Source organism: Streptomyces sp. H27-H5, from assembly GCF_026627505.1.
Taxonomy (GTDB): domain Bacteria; phylum Actinomycetota; class Actinomycetes; order Streptomycetales; family Streptomycetaceae; genus Streptomyces.
The window spans coordinates 1-18,087 of sequence record NZ_JAPNLK010000125.1; the positions used below are offsets into that span (position 1 = coordinate 1).

Consider the following 18,087-nt stretch of genomic DNA (forward strand, 5'->3'; position numbering starts at 1 on the left):
GTCACTTACCCATAAGAGGAACTACAGACTCCTATTGCTGGTCCTTTGAGGTGTTACTAGTAGGAACTACCCCTCTGGCGGACTCCCTGTAGCCCTACGGGTCAGGTAGAGCCCAGAGGGGCCGTGGGCCCCGCCCCCCCACACAAAACCCCCCGGCCCCCCCCACCCCGCGCGTCCGTCTTTCCCGCGCCCTCGCCCGGTTTCTCGCGCTCTCGCCCGCTTTCCCGCGCGTCCGTCCTTCCCGCGGGCCTGTCTTTCCCGCCCGTTCCCCAGCGCCACCACGTGCTTCGGTGGCAGTCTGCTGAACATCAGGCACGCAGAGAGACAGAAACAGAACCAGAACGAGAAGAAGAAGGCGGAGGTGCCGTCCCCGTGGCGTCCAATGTCAATCCCACCGTCCGACGCCGCCGACTGGGCATGGAGTTGCGCAAGTTGCGCGAGGACAAGGGCATGACGGCCGAGCAGGTGGCCGAGCGCCTCCTCGTCTCCCAGTCGAAGATCAGCCGATTGGAGAACGGTCGGCGGTCGATCAGTCAGCGCGATGTCCGCGACCTGTGCGACGTGTACGAGGTCGAGGACCGCCGACTCGTCGACTCCCTGATGCAGATGGCCAAGGACTCGCGCCAGCAGGGCTGGTGGCACGCCTTCGGCGACATCCCGTACAGCGTCTACATCGGCCTGGAGACGGACGCCGCCAGCCTGCGCACGTACGAGCCCCAGATGGTCCCGGGACTGCTCCAGACCCCGGACTACGCCCAGGCCCTGATCCGCGGCGCGCTGCCCGAGACCGCGCCGCTGGACGTGGAGAAGCGCGTCCAGGTCCGGATGCACCGCCAGAAGCGGCTGTCCGAGACGGAGAACAACAATCCTGACGTCGGTCCGCTGCGCCTGTGGGCGGTCATCGACGAGGCGGCGCTGCGCCGGCACGTGGGTGACGCGCAGTTGATGATCCGACAGCTGGAGTACTTGATAGAGCGTTCGGAGGAGCCGTACATCACCGTGCAGGTGATGCCGTTCTCGATGGGGGCGCACCCGGGCGTGAACGGCCAGTACGCGATTCTGGAATTCCCCGACGCCTCGGACTCGACGGTCGTCTACATCGAGGGCGTCACGAGCGATTTGTACTTGGAGAAGGCAAACGACGTTCAGAAGTACAGCGTGATGTACGAGCATCTTCGCGCCCAGGCCCTCAATGTCGAACAGACCCGGCAGTTCATCTCGGAGATCATCGAGCACTACGCCGGCAAGTAACGACAAAGGGGGAGGAATCAGTCCTGGTGACAAGGGGGGCCGTACGGTACACCGTTTCTCCCCGGCCACATAAGACCTGACCTGAATATGCCACCCGGTCGAGTGAACGGCTCCTTCAGCCGTCGGAAGGTGCGGGTAGCGTCGATCACGTCAGCCGGGAAATTGGCTGACAGCCATCGGAACTACTCGCCGAACCGGAGAAAAACATGGCTATTCGTCAGGGTGCCACGGACAACTGGACCAAGTCCTCTTACTCCGGAGGAAACGGCGCCTGCGTCGAGGTCAAGTCCCCCGTGATGGAATCCATCGCCGTCCGCGACTCGAAGGTGCAGGACGGACCGTCGCTCACCTTCGCGCCGGGTTCCTGGAACTCGTTCGTCGCGGACGTCGTCGAGGGTCGGCCGGGGCGCCTCGTCTGAACGTCGAGGCGACCCTCCCGACCATCCTTGCCGCCGCGTCGCCGGCACCATCCGCGTCGCCGGCACCACTGGCACCACCCGCTCCACCGGCATCACCCGCATCACCCATCGGAGCCCTCTCGACCGGCCCGCCGTCTTGGCCGAGGGGGCTCCGTCGTGCCCGCGCCCCGGGTCAGCGCAGCTGATCCACGTACCGGTCGGTGCCCGGCACCGTGGGGATGAACGGCGCCACCAACTCCACCCGTCCCAGCCCCGTCTCCGCGACCTCGGTCTCCCAGCCCCGGAACCGGTCCCAGCAGGTCCGCGGGTCGGCCTCCAGGAACCACAGCAGCGTCAGCCGAGTGTCGACCCCCTCGACCTGCTTGACGTACGTCATCCGGTCGCCGGGCAGCGGTGTCGGCCGGAAGACCGTCACCATCGCCGCGGGCCCTCCCGCCAGCCGCTTCGGCAGGGCCCGCGAGCGCAGCCACTCCAGCAGTTCCGCCCGCTGTTCGGGCCCGTCGGCGTCGACGACCTGGAGGACCAGGCCGGCGTACGGGTGGTCGAGGGCGTGGAAGTCCCGGGGCCCGGCGGCGCCGTCCCGGTAGACCGTCGCCGCGTGGTCCTGGAAGGCCGTGAAGACGTGGGTGCGGTCCTGGTAGACCCGCCCGTCGCGGTTGAGGCGCTTGTTGATGCCGACGGTCCACTTCATGTGCTCGTCGTAGCGGCCCCGGGTGACCCAGTACGTGGAGAGGTAGCAGCCGGCGCCGACCGGCTGGGCGACCGCCGACTTCTCGGGGTAGCGCAGCTCCTGGAGGTCCCGCGTGGCCACCCAGCGGCGTCCGGCGAACATCCAGGGCATGGCCATGGCGCCCGCGTAGTAGTGGTCGTCCTCGTACCAGCGGTTGTACGCGTACTCGTGCCCCGGGTGCGGCTCCACCATGGTGATCAGCGCGTGGCCGGGGCGGACCCCGTAGGGGCCGACGGCGGCGAGCGCGGCGTAGTCGTCCGCGCGGGTGTCCGGTGCGTGCTCCTGCTCTTCTGCGGTCATGACACCGGTGTATCTGATGCTGCGTCAGTTGTGGAGGGGTCGGACACCCCCGCCCCCGAACCCAGGGTGGTTCACCGCCCTGTCCGCCGCCCCCGGTTCAGGCGTAGAGCGCCCCGATCTCCCGCGCGTACCGCTCCGCCACCGCCGCGCGGCGGAGTTTCAGCGTGGGCGTCAAGGTGCCCGCCTCGATCGAGAAGTCCTCGGCGAGGAGGTGGAAGGCCCTGATCCGGGCCGGCCGGGAGACCCTGGCGTTGGCCGCCTCGACCGCCTCCGCGACGAGCGCGCGGACCGCCGGGTGGGTCGACGGGTCCGTGAGGGTCAGGCCCTCGTGCACCGCCCAGGCCGAGACCTCCTCCGCGTCCAGGGTGATCAGCGCCACCGGGTGGGGCCGGCGGTCGCCGATCAATACCGCGCGGGAGACGAGACGGCAGGCCTGCACGGCGAACTCGACCTCGGTCGGGGTGATGTTCTTGCCGGCCGAGGTGATGATCAGCTCCTTCTTGCGGCCGGTGATCGAGAGGAAGCCGTCCCCGTCCACCTCGCCGAGGTCGCCGGTGTGCAACCAGCCGGCGGCGTCGACCGTCTCCGCCGTCGCCGCCCCGTTCGCGTGGTAGCCGGGGAAGACCATCGGGCCCCGGGCCAGCACCTCGCCGTCCCCGGCGATGCGGACCTCGCAGCCCGCGACGGGGCGCCCGACCGTGCCGGCGCGGGCCGCACCCGGGTGGTTGAGGCTGATCACCCCGGCGGACTCGGTCATGCCGTACCCCTCGTACACGTGGATCCCGCAGGCCCGCAGGAAGTCGAGGGTGGCCGGGGCGATCGGTGCGCCGCCGGTCAGCGCCCACTTCAACCGGCCCCCGAACAAGGCCCGGACCGGTGCGTACAGCGAGCCGTCCGCCGCCTCGTACGCCGCCCGGGAGCCGGCCGGCAACCGGCCCTCCGCATACAGGACGCCCAACCGCACGGCCTCCTCGAAGCGTTCCCGGCCGCCTTCCCGGGACGCGGCCATCGACAGCACCGTCGAGTGGAGCTTCTCGAACAGCCGGGGCACGGACGGCAGGTGGGTGGGACGGGCCTCGGCCAACTCGGCGACGACGTCCTCGATCCGGCCGCCGAAATAGCTCAGCTCGCCGCCCTCCAGCAGGGTGGTGAATTGGACGAGTTGCGCCAGCAGGTGTGCCAACGGCAGGTACAGGTACGTGCGGTCGCCCGGTCCGCCCCGGATCAGCGGGAGGGTGGCGTCCTGGATCGCGCCGAGGTTCCCGTGCGTGAGCCGGCAGCCCTTCGGCGGGCCCGTCGTGCCCGAGGTGTAGACGATCGAGGCGTCGTCACCGGGCCCCACCGCCCCTGCCCGGGACAGCAGTTCGTCCTCCGATCCCGCCGGCAGGCCCGGAAGTTCGTCCATGACTGCCACCGCCCGCAGCGCGGGCAGCCTCGACCGCAACGCCTCCACCCGCGCCACCTGGGCCGCGTCGTCGCACACCGCCACCACCGCGGCCGAGTCCGACAGCACCCAGGCCAGCTCCTCCTCCCCCGCCGTGGGGTAGACGGGCACCAGCACCGCGCCGGCGGCCAGGATCGCGAAGTGCGTGTACGTCCACTGCGGCCGGGTCTGCGCCAGTACCACCACCCGCTCGCCCGGCAGCACCCCCAGCCCGAGCAGGGCCCGCCCGGACCGCCTTACGCGGTCGTGCAGTTGCTCGTACGAGACGGTGCGCGGGCCGCCCTCCGCGAGGAAGCGGAGCGCGGGCTGTGAGCCGTACCGTTCGGCCGTCCACCGCGTGAACACCGACAGCGTCCGCGGTCGCAACGCGTCCATCGTCATCGCCTCCCTGGGGTCCGTACCGTCGACGCTAGGCAGCGCCCGGGCCCGGGCGACATGACCGGACGCGTCACCACCGCTGACCCCGGCGCTCAATGCGGCTACCGTCGAACCCATGGGGAGGCGGACGATCACCGTGCACCACGTGCGCGCCGTACTCGCGGGTGCGCGGCGCGGCGGCATCGACACCGTGCCGCTGCTCCAGGAGGCGCAGATCCCGCCGCTGTTGCTGGGCGACGACCGGGCGCGGATCACTCCCGCGCAGTTCGCCCGGCTGTTCCGTGCGCTGTACCGGACCACGCAGGACGAGTTCCTGGGCCTGAGTTCCGTCCCGAGCCGGCCGGGCACCTTCGCGATGATGTGTCACGCCTCGCTGGGCTGCCGTGACCTCGGGGCGGCGGTGGAGCGGGCGGCGACCTTCTACGGGCTGTTCCCGGGCGGCCCCGAACTGGCACTGGAGCTGGACGGCGCGCAGGCGCGGTTCACCGTGCGGAACGCCTTCGACGGCGACGAGGAACGCTTCCTCACCGAGTGCGTGCTGGCGATCTGGCACCGGCTGAGCAGCTGGCTGATCGGGCGTCGCATCCCCCTCGCGCACGCCGCCTTCACCTATCCCCCGCCGCCGCACCAGGGCGAGTACGAGCTGCTCTTCGACTGCCCGGTGCGCTTCGGGGCGGACCGCACCGGCGCCGCCTTCGACGCGCGCTGGCTGACCGCCCCGCTCGTGCGCGAGGAGGCGGAACTCGACGCGATGCTGCGCCGGGCCCCCTTCGACCTGCTGTCGCGCCCCGAGTACGGGACCACGGTCGCGGAACAGGTCCGCCGGACCCTGACGCAGCGGCTGCGGAGCTCGCCCCGGCTGCCTGAGCTGGGGGAGGTCGCGGCGCGGCTCGCGGTGTCCCCGGCGACGCTGCGGCGGCGGCTGCGCGGGGAGGGCACCTCCTTCCAGGAGCTGAAGGACCACGTGCGGCGGGACGCGGCGATCGCGGGCCTGGCGGAGAGCGGGGAACCCATCGCGGAACTCGCGGCCCGGCTGGGGTTCTCGGAGGACACGGCCTTCCACCGGGCGTTCCGGCGGTGGACGGGGACCACGCCGGGCGCCTACCGGATCGCGTCGGGCGGCTGAGGCCCGGATCCGCGCTGCCGGGTCCTTGCGGGCGTGGCGGTGGGGGTGGTTCGGGGCGTGGCGGCGCGGGGTGGGACTCCGGGTCAGGAAAGGTGAGCTGCGCGGTCAGCGACGTTCCGACCGGTCGGTCACTACCTTCTCCTCACCTACCTCCGCACGGACACCTGGGAGAGCCGCCCCATGCGCTTGCGAACCCCCACCCCCGCTCGGACCCCCGCCCGTCCTCGGGCCGCCGCGTTCGCCGCGGTCGCCGCCCTGGCCCTCGCCGCCGTCCCCGCCACGGCGCACGCCGACGCCCCGGCCGCCGGCCGCCCCGGCGACATCGTCACCTCCGCGCCGTCCGCCTTCCACCCGCTGCCGGGTCAGCCCACCGGCACCAAGGCCTGGAAGATCCAGTACCGCTCGACCACGGCCTCCGGGGCCCCGAACGTCGTGTCCGGCACCGTCATCGTCCCGCAGGACGGCCGGACCGGCCCGCGCCCCCTGATCACGTACGCCGTCGGCACCGTCGGCCTGGCCGACCGGTGCGCGCCGAGCAACAACCTCCCGTACGGCACGTCCATGGAGGCCAACCTCATCCAGCAACTCACCTTGCGCGGCTGGGCCGTGGCCGTCACCGACTACGAGGGTCTCGGGACCCCCGGCACGCACACCTACACCGTGGGCCCCTCCGCCGGCCACGCCGTCCTCGACGCCGCCCGCGCGGCGACCCGGCTGCCCGAGGCGGGGCTGTCGGCGGACACCCCGGTCGGCATCATGGGCTACTCGCAGGGCGGCCAGGCGAGCAGTTGGGCGGCCGAACTGCACGGCTCGTACGCACCGGAGCTGAAGGTCAAGGGCACCGCGACGGGCGGCGTCCCGGCCGACCTGCTGAAGGTGTCCGACTTCAACAACGGCTCGTTCGGCTCCGGCCTGATCTTCATGGCCGCCGCCGGGCAGGACGCCGCCTTCCCGGAACTGCGGCTCGACTCCTACCTGAACCCGGCGGGCAAGGCGCTGGTGGGCGGCATGCAGGAGGGCTGCGTCGCCATCGACGCCATCGCCGGATCCTTCAAGCGGATCTCCGACCTCACCACCCGCGACCCACTCGCGCAGCCCGACTGGCAGGCCCGCCTCAACCAGAGCCGGCTCGGTCGGACCGCTCCGGCCGCGCCCGTGTACCAGTACCACGCGCTCGGCGACGAGTTGATCCCGTACGCCGTCGGTCGGCAGCTGCGCTCCGACTGGTGCGCGCGGGGCGCGAACGTCGAGTTCGACACCATCTGGATCGGCGAGCACGTCAGCGGGGTCATCACCCAGTCCCTGGCCGCCGGGAACTGGCTCGCGGACCGCTTCGCGGGGCGCTCCACGCACGCGAACTGCTGATCGGACCGGTCCTCGGGTCACCGAGTCACCGGATCACCGCCCCGCCGGCGCGCTCACTGCCCGGCGGGGCAGGCCCGCGTCCCGGCGGGGAGCCGGCCGTCGACCAGGAAGTGGTTCGCGTACTCGCGCACGCACGGGGATTCCGCGTACCCGGTGTGCCCGTCGCCCTTGAAGTCGAGGATCACCGCCGAGCCGAGCCGTCGGGCCGTCTCCTCGGTCCACTCGTACGGGGTCGCCGGGTCGCCGCGCGTGCCGACGAGCAGCATGCGCGGGGCTCCGGGGTCGTCGATCTTCCGGATGAAGTCCGTTCCGGGCGGGCGGCCGTAGCAGGACAGCACGGTCAGCAACTGGTTCGGCCCGAAGATCCGCGATGCCGCGAGGAACTCGTCCCGCAGGCCCTCGACCTCCTTGCGGACCGCCGCCGGGGTGGCCGTGTCGTCGCCCCGGTCCGGGTCGTCGGCGCAGTTCACGGCGGTCTGCGCGGCCGGCCCGTTGTCGGCGGGCACCTTCACCCGGCCCTGGTCCTCGTCCTCCTCCTGATCCTGCGGGGGCGGCTCCACCGGGCCACCCAGTTGGAGCAGTCCGATCGGGTCGCCCCGCTCGACCTCCTTGAGACCGTCCGCGAGCGCGGGCCACAGCTTGCGCGAGTACAGGGCCGTGCCGACGGACGCGACCACGTCCTGCCCCGTGAAGTGCGAACCGTCCTGCCCGACCAGCGGCTCCTCGTCGAGCCGGGCCACGAGCGCGTCGACCTTCCGCTTGGCGGTACGAGTGTTCGTGCCGTACACGCAGTCGCTCTGGCGGGTGCACCAGCCGAGGAAGTGGTCGAGGGCGCGCTGCTGCCCGCGCGCCGACATCAAGGCCTGCTCGGCGAGCGGCTCGGTGAGGGTGTCGACCCCGTCGAGGACCATGCGGCCGGTCGTGCGGGGGAACTGTGCGGCGTACACGGCGCCGAGCCGGGTGCCGTAGGAGAAGCCGAGGTAGTCGAGCTTCCCCGCGCCGAGGGCCCTGCGGATGACGTCCATGTCGCGGGAGACGTTGACGGTGCCGATGTACGGGAGCACCGGGCCGGAGTGCAGCGCGCACCGCCGGGCCACGGCCCGCAGGGCGGCGAGCCGTCCGGCGGCGTCGTGCGGGGCGATCGCGGGGTCCGTCTCCTGCGAGCCGCCGCAGGAGACGGGCTCGCTGTGTCCGACGCCCCGGGGGTCGAAGGTGACGAGGTCGCGGTGCTTGCCGAGGTCGGCGAAGAGGGTGGGGTCGGCGGCGAGGGAGGCGATGCCCGGGCCGCCGGGGCCGCCGAAGTTCAACAGGACCGGCCCGCGGGACGCGCCCTGCGTCGCGGGTATCCGGGCCACCGCCAGGGTGACCGTGCCCTTCGCCGGGGCGGCGTGGTCCAGCGGCACGTCCAGCGTCCCGCACCGCATGCCTTCGGGTACCGGCCGTTCGGGGCAGTCACCCCAGCGGATGCGGGGCGGCGCGGGCCCGTCGACGGCCGGCGGGGTGGCCCCCAACGACACCAGCACGAGCCCGGAGGCCGCGACGGCGGCACGGAACCAGCTACGGGTACGGCGCACGAGCCCTCCTCGGGCAACCCCCCGACCCAGCGAGCCCACCCTAACCGCGCCCCACCCGGTCGGCCCGCCGACGGCCCCGGCCGGGCGGGGTGCCCGGCAGGGCCGGGTTCCCCGGCCCCCCTCAGCCGCGGCCGCGGTAGAGGGCGTTGATCTCGCGGTCGAATTCGCGTGCCACCACGCCCCGCTTGAGCTTCAGCGACGGCGTCAGGTGTCCCCGGGCCTCTGTGAACTCCCCGGGCAGTACGACGAAGCGTCGGATCGATTCCGCGCGCGACACCAGTTGGTTCGCCTCGTCCACCGCGCGCTGTACGTCGGCCCGCAGTTCCTCGTCCTCGACCAGCTCCCGCATCGGCATGGTGGTCTTCTTGCGCATCTGCCGCCAGTGCGCGAGCCCTTCCGGCTCCAGGGTGACCAGGGCCGCCACGTACGGCCGGTTGTCGCCGACGACCATGCACTGGCCGACGAGGGGGTGGGCGCGCAGCCAGTCCTCCAGGACGGCCGGGGCGACGTTCTTGCCCCCGGAGGTGATGATCAGGTCCTTCTTCCGGCCGGTGATCGTCAGGTAGCCGTCCCGGTCCAGTTCGCCGATGTCGCCGGTGGGGAACCAGGCGCCCGGCTCCGCCCAGGCCACGTTCCAGTACCCGGCGAAGACGTGGCGCCCCCGGAGCAGTACCTCGCCGTCGTCGGCGATGCGTACCGCCGTCCCCGGGAGCGGCCAGCCGACCGTTCCCAGCCGCGGTTTCAGCGGCGGGGTGATGGTGGAGGCGGCCGTCGTCTCGGTCAGCCCGTAGCCCTCGAAGACCTCGACGCCGGCTCCGGTGTAGAAGGCGGCGAGCCGCCGCCCCAGGGGTGAGCCGCCGCTGAGGACGTAGCGGACGCGTCCGCCCAGGGCCGCGCGGATCCGTCGGTAGACGAGCGGGTCGTACAGGGCGCGGGCCGTGCGCAGTCCGAGGCCCGGGGGGTTGCCCTCGACCGCCTCGCCGAAGCGCTGCGCGATCCGTGCGGCCCGGTCGAAGGAGGAGGCGCGGCCCATGCGCTCCGCGGTGGCCCGCGCGGTGTTGTAGACCTTCTCCAGCACGTAGGGGATGGCGAGGAGGAACGTCGGGCTAAAGCCCGCCAGGTCCGCCAGCAGGTCCTCCGTGGCGATGCTCGGCGCGTGTCCCAGTTTCACCCGGGCCCGCAGGCATCCGACGGCGACCATCCGCCCGAACACGTGGGACAGCGGCAGGAAGAGGAGGGTGGACGCGGGTTCCTCGGTCGTGGCCCGGAAGACGGGGTGGAGGAGTTCGACCGCGTTGTCGACCTCGGCGAAGAAGTTGCCGTGCGTCAGTACGCATCCCTTGGGCTGCCCGGTGGTCCCGGACGTGTACACGAGCGTCGCCACGTCGTGGGGTGTCCGGCCTCTTCTGCGTTCGTGCACCAGCGCGTCGGGGATGTGTTCCCCGGCTTTGACGAGCCGGGCCACGGCGCCCGTGTCGAACTCCCACAGGTGGGCCAGCCACGGCAGGTTCCCCCGCTCGCCGCTGATGATGCGCGCCTGCACGGTGTCCTCGACGGCGCAGGCCACGGCGCCGGAGTCGTGGATGATCCAGCGCGCCTGGAGGGCGGAGGAGGTGGGGTAGATCGGTACGGTGACCAGCCCGGCGGCCCAGCCGGCGAAGTCCAGCAGCGTCCACTCGTAGGTGGTCCGCGCCATGATGGCGAGCCGGTCCCCGGGGCGCAGCCCTTCCGCGATCAGTCCCTTGGCCACGGCGAGGACCTCGGCCGCGAACCCGGCGGCGCTCACGTCCCGCCAGGCGCCGTCCGGCCCCTTGCGGGCGAGCACGGCCTCGCCGGGGGCCTGGGCGGCGTTGTCGAAGGGGATGTCCCCGAGCGACCCGTGCGGGGGCGGCCCCACCAACGCGGGTACGACCACCTCGCGCACCACACCGTCGATCACGGTCTTGACGGGTTCGACCAGGTTCGGCCCGGCCTGCTGCACGACTGTGCTCACGGCGCGCGCTCCTTCGGTTCGGCAGGAGTTACCGCCGGTAATTTACGCGCGGGTAACTGCTGCTGACCACCCCCCGCACACGCTCCGACCGGCACATTCCCACCTCGCACACAGCACGCACACACCACGGCCGCGCCGCCCGAGGGAGCCGCGCCGGCCGCCCGCGGAGCGCGGCCGCGGGGACGTCACCCCTGCCGGGCACCGTGGACGTCACCGTGGACGTCACCGTGAAGGTCGCGATGGAGGTCGCGCAGCAGGGCGATCTCGGCCCCGTGGTGCAGGAGTTCCTGGTTGACCCACCAGACGACGTCGACGAACGGCTCTTCCGCGTCGCTGCCGTGCGGATAGGTGCAGTACCCCACGGTGTCCAGCGCGGCGTCGTCCACGCCTTCGAGCGCCTTCTGCCAGGCCGCGGCGGCCGCCCCGAAGTCCGCGACCGCCGCGGCGACGTCGCCCTTGACCCGGTAGTCGTCCCGGGTCAGCGCCCGGCTGCCGGCCACGTGGTCGGCCCGCAGCGTCAGCATTTCGGTGAGGTGGCTCAGGCGCCAGGCGATCGTGGTGAGCGGCGGCGGCGCGGGGTGCGGGTAGGGCGCGGCGTCGCGACCCCACTCGCCGGCGCCGGCCAGGTGGGTCGCCCGCGACCCCGGCCCGTCCGCGCGCCGGCGCACCGACCAGCAGCCCGCCACGGGCTCCCAGAAGTACTCCTCGTCGGTCATCGGGCCGACCGCGGTGTCCGACCCGTCTCCGCTGTCCATGACGGGCCCGGTCAGCCGGCCCAGCAGGCGCTCGCGGGCGAAGTCGAACTGCTCCAGCAGGGGGGTCACTCGGGAGGGGGGGTACGGGGGACGGGCTCACGGAGTCGCTCCTGTGGGTGAACGGCTCGCCCCGGGGCGAGGGCGATCGGGTGACCCGCCAGGCTGTCACGGCCCCCGCCGCACCGCGCCTCGATTACCTCCGGGCACCCCGGCCGCCCCGCCGCCGACCGGCGGCGGCGTCGAAACCCGCCCCACGGGATCACCGGGCGGCGGGTACGGGAAAACACCGCGGCCCCCGCCCGGACGGGGGCGGGGGCCGCGATGAGTACGCGTCCTGCGAGCGGCGAACAACCGCACGGCCGGACGTTCACACGGTCAGGCACTCAGGCACTCAGGCACTCAGGCACTCAGGCAACGGTCAGGCCGCGACCGGGACCGGGGTCTCGGCGCGCTCGTCGGCACGCTCCTCGGACGCCTCGTCGAGCGGGGAGGACGACGCGGTGGCGTAGGCCTCCTTGTCCAGGATCCCTTCGCGGGCCGAGACGATGACCGGGACGACGGCCTGGCCGGCCACGTTGGTGGCGGTGCGCATCATGTCGAGGATCGGGTCGATCGCCATCAGCAGGCCCACGCCCTCCAGGGGCAGGCCCAGGGTGGAGAGGGTCAGGGTCAGCATGACCGTGGCGCCCGTCAGACCGGCCGTGGCGGCGGAGCCGACCACCGACACGAAGGCGATGAGCACGTACTCCTTGATGCCCAGCTGCACGTCGAAGATCTGCGCGATGAAGATCGCGGCGAGCGCCGGGTAGATCGCGGCGCAGCCGTCCATCTTGGTGGTGGCGCCGAACGGGACGGCGAAGGAGGCGTACTCCTTCGGGACGCCGAGGCGCTCGGTGACCTTCTGGGTGACCGGCATGGTGCCGACCGAGGAGCGGGAGACGAAGGCCAGCTGGATGGCCGGCCAGGCGCCCTTGAAGAACTGGATCGGGTTGACCTTGGCGACCGTGGCGAGGAGCAGCGGGTAGACGCCGAACATCACGAGCGCCGAGCCGATGTAGACGTCGGCGGTGAAGGTGGCGTACTTGCCGATCAGGTCCCAGCCGTAGGTGGCGATGGCGGTGCCGATGAGGCCGACGGTGCCGATGGGCGCGAGGCGGATGACCCACCACAGGGCCTTCTGCAGGAGCTCCAGCACGGACTCGGCGAGGCTCAGGACGGGCTGCGCCTTGCTGCCGAGCTGGAGGGCGGCGATGCCGGCGACGGCGGCCATGAAGACGATCTGGAGCACGTTCAGCTCGGTGAACGGCGTGATGACGTCGGTGGGGACGATGCCGGTCAGGAAGTCGATCCAGGAGCCCTGGTGCTTGGGCAGCTTGCCGTCCTGCGGGGTGAGGCCGGTGCCGGCGCCCGGGTTGGTCAGGAGGCCGATGGCGAGGCCTATGCCCACCGCGATCAGTGACGTGATCATGAACCAGAGCAGCGTGCGGGAGGCGAGCCTGGCGGCGTTGTTCACCTTCCGCAGGTTGGTGATGGACACCAGGATCGCGAAGAAGACGAGCGGGGCGACGGCCAGCTTCAGCAGCTGGACGAAGATGTCGCCGACCTGCTCCAGGGTCGTCTTGAGCCAGCTGATGTCCTGGCTCTTGGCGAGCCAACCGAACAGGACGCCGAGCACGAGACCGGTGACGATCTGCGCCCAGAAGGGGAACTTGAACCTGGCCTTGGCGGGAGCCTGGGCCTGGGGGGTCTCGGACACGGACACTCTCCGGGGGACGCACAAGAAATGGGGTGGCGGTTCTGCGGTGATGCGGTGCGGCAGCCAGAAGGGGGCCGGCCGGGACCGCTGCTGTATCGATTCAGCTCAACTCGGTGACAACGGTTCAGCGACAGCAACAGGCCGCGGACACGCGGCGGCAGAGGTCGACGTGCAGGCGCGCCACGAGCGGGACGCTCGCGGTCATCTGGTGCGCAGCTGTGGTCAACATGTTGAACACGCTAACACTTCGCCTTTGAGATTCTCAAAGGCGCCCTTTGAGCCAGGCCGGCGCGGGACTCGCGCGGGCCGGTCCGGAAAACACCAACGCCCCAGCGTTACGGGTGGTATTCCCGTTGCTGGGGCGGTTCGGTGTGTGATGAAACCAACAGGGGCCCGAGCCCCCGGGGGCTAGCTCACGCGGGCCGCGTCGTCGGCCGAGTCCTCCTGGCTGCGGTTCGCGGCCAGCTTCTCCTTCGCACCCGCGACGCGTCCGGAGATCTGCACGGACATCTCGTCACGCTGCTTGCGCAGCAGTACGAAGGACAGCGGCGCGGACAGCACGAGGGCGAGCAGTACGAGCCACGCGACGTTGGCGTCGCCCAGCCCGGAGGGCACCCAGCCCAGACGCACCAGTACGGCGACGAGGACGAGGCATCCGACGAAGATGCCCAGGCGCATCGCGGTGTAGCGGATCGTCGCGCTCGGCTTGAGGGACACGGTGACCCCTTCTCTCTCGTCTTCGTACGTCGGCACGTGCCCGTCCAGTGAAGCACGCCGGGCCCCCGCCCCGGCCCGCCGGGGTCAGTGCAGCGGCAACAGGAAGGTGATGTCGTCGCGGTCGTCGCCGGGTGCGACGCGGATGGCGTCGGGGACGCGGCCGACCTCCTTGTAGCCGCAGGCGGCGTAGAAGCGCTCCAGACCGAGGCCGCCGCGGGCGCCGAGGCGGATGGCCTCGATGCCGTCGAGGGTGCGCGCGAAGTCGGCGAGGGCCGCCATCAGTTCCCGGCCCGCGCCCCGCCCCTGGAGGGCGGGGGCGACCATCACGGTGTACGCCCAGACCCAGTGCCGTTGGAGGCGGTGGGCGTTGAAGGCGAGGAACGCGGTGGCGGCGACCCTGCCCTCCTCGTCGCGTCCGACGAGGAGCCGCATACGGCCTTCGGCGAGGGACGCGAGGTGCTTGACCAGTTCGGGCCGCACGACGTCGGCGGTCACGGGCGGCACGAACCCCACCGCTCCGCCGGCGTTGGTGACGTCGGTCCAGAGCTCGATGATCCCGTCGCACAGGGCCGTGTCGATCACGGGATCAAAGGTGAAGGTAAGGGTCATAGCTAAAGCTTAACCATTACACGCGGTATCGGGCAAAGAGGTTGACGGCCGCACACGCGTCAGGCCCCGATCCCTGACGGGACCGGGGCCTGACGGCGGGCCGGCGAAGCGGCTCGGAGAGCGACTCGGGGTGCGACTCCAAGCGCGGCTCGGAGTACGGGGCGTCAGACGCGCATGGCCTGCGGCGTCTCGCGCAGGTCCGCCTCCGGGCCCGGGTACTCGCGGATGATCTCGTAGCGCGTGTTCCGCTCGACCGGGCGGAAGCCGGCCTCGCGGATGAGCTCCAGGAGGTCTTCGCGACCCAGCTTGTTCGGGGTGCCGTAGTTGTCGGCGTCGTGCGTGATCTTGTACTCGACGACCGAGCCGTCCATGTCGTCCGCGCCGTGCTGGAGCGCGAGCTGGGCGGTCTGCACGCCGTGCATCACCCAGAACACCTTGACGTGCGGCACGTTGTCGAAGAGCAGCCGGGAGACGGCGAAGGTCTTCAGCGCCTCGGCGCCCGTCGCCATCGTCGTGCGCGCCTGGAGCTTGTTGCGGACCTTGCCGTCCTTCATGTCCACGAAGTCGTGCTGGTAGCGCAGCGGGATGAAGACCTGGAAGCCGCCGGTCTCGTCCTGGAGCTCGCGCAGTCGCAGCACGTGGTCCACGCGGTGGCGCGGCTCCTCGATGTGCCCGTAGAGCATCGTCGCGGGGGTCTTCAGGCCCTTGGAGTGGGCCAGTCGGTGGATGCGCGACCAGTCTTCCCAGTGAGTGCGGTGGTCGACGATGTGCTGCCGCACCTCCCAGTCGAAGATCTCGGCGCCGCCGCCGGTCAGCGACTCCAGGCCGGCCTCGATCAGCTCGTCCAGGATGTCGGAGGCCGACATCCCGGAGATCGTCTCGAAGTGGTGGATCTCGGTGGCCGTGAACGCCTTCAGCGAGACGCTCGGCAGCGCCTCCTTGAGCGCGGAGAGCGAGCGCGGGTAGTAGCGCCACGGCAGGGTCGGGTGCAGGCCGTTGACGATGTGCAGCTCGGTGAGGTTGTCGTTCTCCATGGCCTTGGCCAGGCGGACGGCTTCCTCGATGCGCATCGTGTACGCGTCCTTCTCGCCCGGCTTGCGCTGGAACGAGCAGTAGGCGCAGGACGCGGTGCACACGTTCGTCATGTTGAGGTGACGGTTGACGTTGAAGTGGACGACGTCGCCGTTCTTGCGCGTGCGCACCTCGTGGGCGAGGCCGCCGAGCCAGGCCAGGTCGTCCGACTCGTAGAGGGCGATGCCGTCCTCACGCGTCAGCCGCTCGCCGGAGCGGACCTTCTCCTCCAGCTCGCGCTTGAGTCCAGCGTCCATCCCGGTCGTCTCCTCTACGTGTCCTGCACTGCACTACATGTCCCGCACTGCCTGCAACCGCCGCGCCCCACCGTACTCTCAGGCCTCCTCGGGCAGCTCCCCGACCCGGTTCTCCCACTTCGTGGAGAGCACGATCGTGGTGCGGGTGCGGGAGACGCCCTTGGTGCCGGACAGCCTCCGGATGATCTTCTCCAGGCCGTCCACGTCGCTGGCGCGCACCTTCAACATGAAGGAGTCGTCCCCCGCGATGAACCAGCAGTCCTCGATCTCCGCCAGGTCGCGCAGCCGGCGGGCCACGTCCTCGTGGTCCGCGGCGTCGGAGAGGGAGATGCCGATGAGCGCCGTGACGCCGAGACCGAGCGAGGCCGAGTCCACGGTCGCGCGGTAGCCGGTGATCACGCCCGCGGTCTCCAGGCGGTTGATCCGGTCGGTGACGCTGGGGCCGGAGAGGCCCACGAGACGGCCCAGCTCCGCGTACGAGGCACGCCCGTTCTCCCGGAGTGCCTGGATGAGCTGCCTGTCCACCGTGTCCATTTGTATGGAGCCTTCCATTATTCGGCGATCCTGCAAGTCTAGGTATAGAATCTAAGGCACACAGGGTCAACACCCTGTGAATCTTTTCAACAGATCAATGACGATCTTCAGGAGTGGTTTTCACCGTGTACACGATCGAGATGGCCTACGCGCACATGCGACAGCTCCAGGAGCTGGCCAACCGATCCCGCACCGACCAGCCGTCCGCCGCACAGCGCGTGGACAAGACCCGCAAGCCGCGCAGCGCCAAGAAGCGCTAGTCACCGCCGCCTGCCCCCTGGGGAGCGCGGGAGCCTCCCAGCTCCCCCTCCCAACGGCGATACAGCCGGTGCGGCACCCCTGCCGCGTCCAGCACTCGCCCCGCGACGAAGTCCACCAGATCCTGGATGTGCGTCGCACCCGCGTAGAAGGCCGGAGAGGCGGGCAGCACGATCGCGCCCGCCTCGTCCAGCGCCACCAACTGCTTCAACGTCTGCCCGCTCAGCGGGGTCTCGCGTACCGCGACCACCAGTCGGCGCCGCTCCTTGAGCGTCACGCTCGCGACCCGCTGGAGCAGGTCCTTCGACAGCCCCAGCGCGACCCCCGCCACGCAGGCCGTCGACGCCGGCACGATCAGCATCCCCTTGACGGGGTACGAGCCCGAGCTCGGTCCGGCCGCCAGGTCCCCCGCCGCCCAGTGGCGTACGTCGTCCAGGTCGAGCCCCGTGAAGGTGCCCGGCTTGCCGTCCGCCCCGCGCCCCAGCCACTCGGCCAGGTCGGCCCGCCAGTGCGCGTCGCGGAAGGCGATCCCGGTCTCGTCCAACAGGGTGAGCCGGGAGGCCCGGCTCACCACCAGGTCCACGCCTTCCCCCGCCGCGAGGAGTCCCCGGATCACCGCCGCCGCGTACGGCGTCCCGGACGCCCCGGAAACCCCGACCACCCACGGGGTGCGCTTGCCCTCAGTCATACCTCCGAGACTATCCGGCCACGGCACGCGGGCACTCGATAAGGTGTCCGCACGTCCCAGGGGGTGGGATGCGCGAACGAGGGGGCAGCGGTGAGCACGAGCGTGGACGAGACATGGACCCGGACCCACCGGGCCAAGGCCGCCGCCCAGTTGATGCTGGGATGGGTGGTGCTGCTCTGGCTGATAGAGGCGGTTGACTTCGCCACCGGTCACGCGCTCGACGCGTACGGAATCGAGGCACGCGAGCCGGGGAGCCTGCTGCGGGTCCCCCTGGCGGCGTTCCTGCACTTCGGCTTCGATCACGTGGCGGCCAACAGCGTTCCGCTGCTGGTGTTCGGCTTCGTCGCCGCCCTCGGGGGCATCCGCCGCTTCCTCGCCGTCTGCGCCCTGATCATCGCGGCCGACGGCCTCGGCACCTGGCTGATCTCGCCGTCGTACACCCTCACCGCCGGCGCCTCCGGCGTGGTCTTCGGGCTCTTCGGCTACGTCGTCGTCCGCGGCTTCGTCGAACGCAAGGCCCTCGGCATCGTGGTGGGGCTGGCCATCGGCCTCTACTGGGGCGCCACCGTCCTGGCGGGCATCCTGCCCCTGACCCCCGGCGTCAGCTGGCAGGGGCACCTCTGCGGCCTCGTGGCGGGCGTGGTCACGGCCCTGTTCTTCCGCCGCCCCGACCGCCCCGCGGCGCTGCCCCAAGGGGTCTAGTGCTGTGACCGGAAAGGTTTGCCGGGTCACAGCACTAGTGCTGCACCGCGAAAGTTCGTGGAGGGGTGTTGGTCAGGTCGGCTGGTCGCCGAGGTAGAGGTAGCAGGCGCAGTCGAGGCAGTCCTCGGGACTGCCGAAGGGCAGGCCTGAGGGCAGGAAG

17 protein-coding genes are annotated in these 18,087 nt (G+C 71.3%); 6 read left to right on the forward strand and 11 right to left on the reverse strand.

Annotation, left to right across the window (positions count from 1 at the left end; all coding sequences use genetic code 11):
• Positions 1 to 372: 372 nt before the first annotated feature.
• A complete protein-coding gene (locus OTB19_RS37195) occupies positions 373 to 1,251 on the forward strand; it encodes a helix-turn-helix domain-containing protein (protein ID WP_267803219.1) in 879 nt (292 codons plus the stop codon).
• A 206-nt stretch (positions 1,252 to 1,457) separates the two neighbouring features.
• Entirely contained in the window at positions 1,458 to 1,670 is a 213-nt protein-coding gene (locus OTB19_RS37200) for a DUF397 domain-containing protein (RefSeq protein WP_267803220.1), read from the forward strand.
• A gap of 172 nt (positions 1,671 to 1,842) precedes the next feature.
• Here OTB19_RS37200 and OTB19_RS37205 read toward each other — a convergent pair whose 3' ends face one another.
• On the reverse strand, positions 1,843 to 2,700 hold the full coding sequence (locus tag OTB19_RS37205) for a hypothetical protein (RefSeq protein ID WP_267803221.1): 858 nt from the start codon (positions 2,698 to 2,700) through the stop codon (positions 1,843 to 1,845).
• Positions 2,701 to 2,797: 97 nt separating this feature from the next.
• Entirely contained in the window at positions 2,798 to 4,519 is a 1,722-nt protein-coding gene (locus OTB19_RS37210; protein ID WP_267803222.1) for an AMP-dependent synthetase/ligase, read from the reverse strand.
• 118 nt (positions 4,520 to 4,637) lie between these two features.
• Here OTB19_RS37210 and OTB19_RS37215 point away from each other — a divergent pair, with 118 nt between their 5' ends.
• Positions 4,638 to 5,648: an AraC family transcriptional regulator gene (locus tag OTB19_RS37215; protein ID WP_267803223.1), complete on the forward strand. Its 1,011-nt coding sequence runs from the start codon at positions 4,638 to 4,640 to the stop codon at positions 5,646 to 5,648.
• Between the two features lie 180 nt (positions 5,649 to 5,828).
• Complete coding sequence (locus OTB19_RS37220; RefSeq protein ID WP_267803224.1) at positions 5,829 to 7,013, forward strand: lipase family protein; 1,185 nt, start codon at positions 5,829 to 5,831, stop codon at positions 7,011 to 7,013.
• 53 nt (positions 7,014 to 7,066) lie between these two features.
• Here OTB19_RS37220 and OTB19_RS37225 read toward each other — a convergent pair whose 3' ends face one another.
• The 8 genes from OTB19_RS37225 to OTB19_RS37260 form a co-directional block, all read right to left on the reverse strand.
• Positions 7,067 to 8,587 (reverse strand): alpha/beta hydrolase, encoded by a 1,521-nt coding sequence (locus OTB19_RS37225; RefSeq protein ID WP_267803225.1) that lies wholly within the window; start codon positions 8,585 to 8,587, stop codon positions 7,067 to 7,069.
• A gap of 121 nt (positions 8,588 to 8,708) precedes the next feature.
• Positions 8,709 to 10,580: an AMP-dependent synthetase/ligase gene (locus tag OTB19_RS37230; RefSeq protein ID WP_267803226.1), complete on the reverse strand. Its 1,872-nt coding sequence runs from the start codon at positions 10,578 to 10,580 to the stop codon at positions 8,709 to 8,711.
• Positions 10,581 to 10,765: 185 nt separating this feature from the next.
• Positions 10,766 to 11,404, reverse strand: coding sequence for a DinB family protein (locus OTB19_RS37235; protein WP_267803227.1), 639 nt, complete (start codon positions 11,402 to 11,404; stop codon positions 10,766 to 10,768).
• 349 nt (positions 11,405 to 11,753) lie between these two features.
• Entirely contained in the window at positions 11,754 to 13,097 is a 1,344-nt protein-coding gene (locus OTB19_RS37240; protein WP_267803228.1) for a dicarboxylate/amino acid:cation symporter, read from the reverse strand.
• Positions 13,098 to 13,499: 402 nt separating this feature from the next.
• Complete coding sequence (locus OTB19_RS37245; protein WP_267827881.1) at positions 13,500 to 13,769, reverse strand: DUF4229 domain-containing protein; 270 nt, start codon at positions 13,767 to 13,769, stop codon at positions 13,500 to 13,502.
• 123 nt (positions 13,770 to 13,892) lie between these two features.
• Positions 13,893 to 14,417, reverse strand: a complete 525-nt coding sequence (locus tag OTB19_RS37250; protein ID WP_267803230.1) for a GNAT family N-acetyltransferase — start codon at positions 14,415 to 14,417, stop codon at positions 13,893 to 13,895.
• A gap of 164 nt (positions 14,418 to 14,581) precedes the next feature.
• Positions 14,582 to 15,745 carry an aminofutalosine synthase MqnE gene (gene mqnE, locus OTB19_RS37255; RefSeq protein WP_267803231.1) on the reverse strand — a complete coding sequence of 388 codons (1,164 nt, stop codon included), beginning with the start codon at positions 15,743 to 15,745 and terminating at the stop codon, positions 14,582 to 14,584.
• Positions 15,746 to 15,823: 78 nt separating this feature from the next.
• Complete coding sequence (locus OTB19_RS37260) at positions 15,824 to 16,279, reverse strand: Lrp/AsnC family transcriptional regulator (protein ID WP_267803232.1); 456 nt, start codon at positions 16,277 to 16,279, stop codon at positions 15,824 to 15,826.
• A gap of 125 nt (positions 16,280 to 16,404) precedes the next feature.
• On the opposite strand from OTB19_RS37260, the gene OTB19_RS37265 reads away from it, so the two are divergent.
• The gene (locus OTB19_RS37265; protein WP_267803235.1) at positions 16,405 to 16,539 is read left to right on the forward strand and encodes a hypothetical protein; all 135 of its coding nucleotides are present in this window, start codon (positions 16,405 to 16,407) and stop codon (positions 16,537 to 16,539) included.
• Here OTB19_RS37265 and OTB19_RS37270 read toward each other — a convergent pair.
• Positions 16,536 to 17,225, reverse strand: a complete 690-nt coding sequence (locus OTB19_RS37270) for a UbiX family flavin prenyltransferase (RefSeq protein WP_267803233.1) — start codon at positions 17,223 to 17,225, stop codon at positions 16,536 to 16,538. The two genes, OTB19_RS37265 and OTB19_RS37270, sit on opposite strands and share 4 nt — an antisense overlap.
• A gap of 153 nt (positions 17,226 to 17,378) precedes the next feature.
• On the opposite strand from OTB19_RS37270, the gene OTB19_RS37275 reads away from it, so the two are divergent.
• The gene (locus OTB19_RS37275) at positions 17,379 to 17,927 is read left to right on the forward strand and encodes a rhomboid family intramembrane serine protease (protein ID WP_420716988.1); all 549 of its coding nucleotides are present in this window, start codon (positions 17,379 to 17,381) and stop codon (positions 17,925 to 17,927) included.
• Positions 17,928 to 18,087: the final 160 nt, after the last annotated feature.

What these genes read in the sequence shown, in the direction of transcription:
- OTB19_RS37245 (WP_267827881.1), bottom strand. Translation starts at nt 13,769, where the DNA reads ATGCGCCTGGGCATCTTCGTCGGATGCCTCGTCCTCGTCGCCGTACTG.
- OTB19_RS37210 (WP_267803222.1), bottom strand. Translation starts at nt 4,519, where the DNA reads ATGGACGCGTTGCGACCGCGGACGCTGTCGGTGTTCACGCGGTGGACG.
- OTB19_RS37250 (WP_267803230.1), bottom strand. Translation starts at nt 14,417, where the DNA reads ATGACCCTTACCTTCACCTTTGATCCCGTGATCGACACGGCCCTGTGC.
- mqnE (WP_267803231.1), bottom strand. Translation starts at nt 15,745, where the DNA reads ATGGACGCTGGACTCAAGCGCGAGCTGGAGGAGAAGGTCCGCTCCGGC.
- OTB19_RS37200 (WP_267803220.1), top strand. Translation starts at nt 1,458, where the DNA reads ATGGCTATTCGTCAGGGTGCCACGGACAACTGGACCAAGTCCTCTTAC.
- OTB19_RS37205 (WP_267803221.1), bottom strand. Translation starts at nt 2,700, where the DNA reads ATGACCGCAGAAGAGCAGGAGCACGCACCGGACACCCGCGCGGACGAC.
- OTB19_RS37260 (WP_267803232.1), bottom strand. Translation starts at nt 16,279, where the DNA reads ATGGACACGGTGGACAGGCAGCTCATCCAGGCACTCCGGGAGAACGGG.
- OTB19_RS37220 (WP_267803224.1), top strand. Translation starts at nt 5,829, where the DNA reads ATGCGCTTGCGAACCCCCACCCCCGCTCGGACCCCCGCCCGTCCTCGG.
- OTB19_RS37275 (WP_420716988.1), top strand. Translation starts at nt 17,379, where the DNA reads ATGCTGGGATGGGTGGTGCTGCTCTGGCTGATAGAGGCGGTTGACTTC.
- OTB19_RS37270 (WP_267803233.1), bottom strand. Translation starts at nt 17,225, where the DNA reads ATGACTGAGGGCAAGCGCACCCCGTGGGTGGTCGGGGTTTCCGGGGCG.
- OTB19_RS37215 (WP_267803223.1), top strand. Translation starts at nt 4,638, where the DNA reads ATGGGGAGGCGGACGATCACCGTGCACCACGTGCGCGCCGTACTCGCG.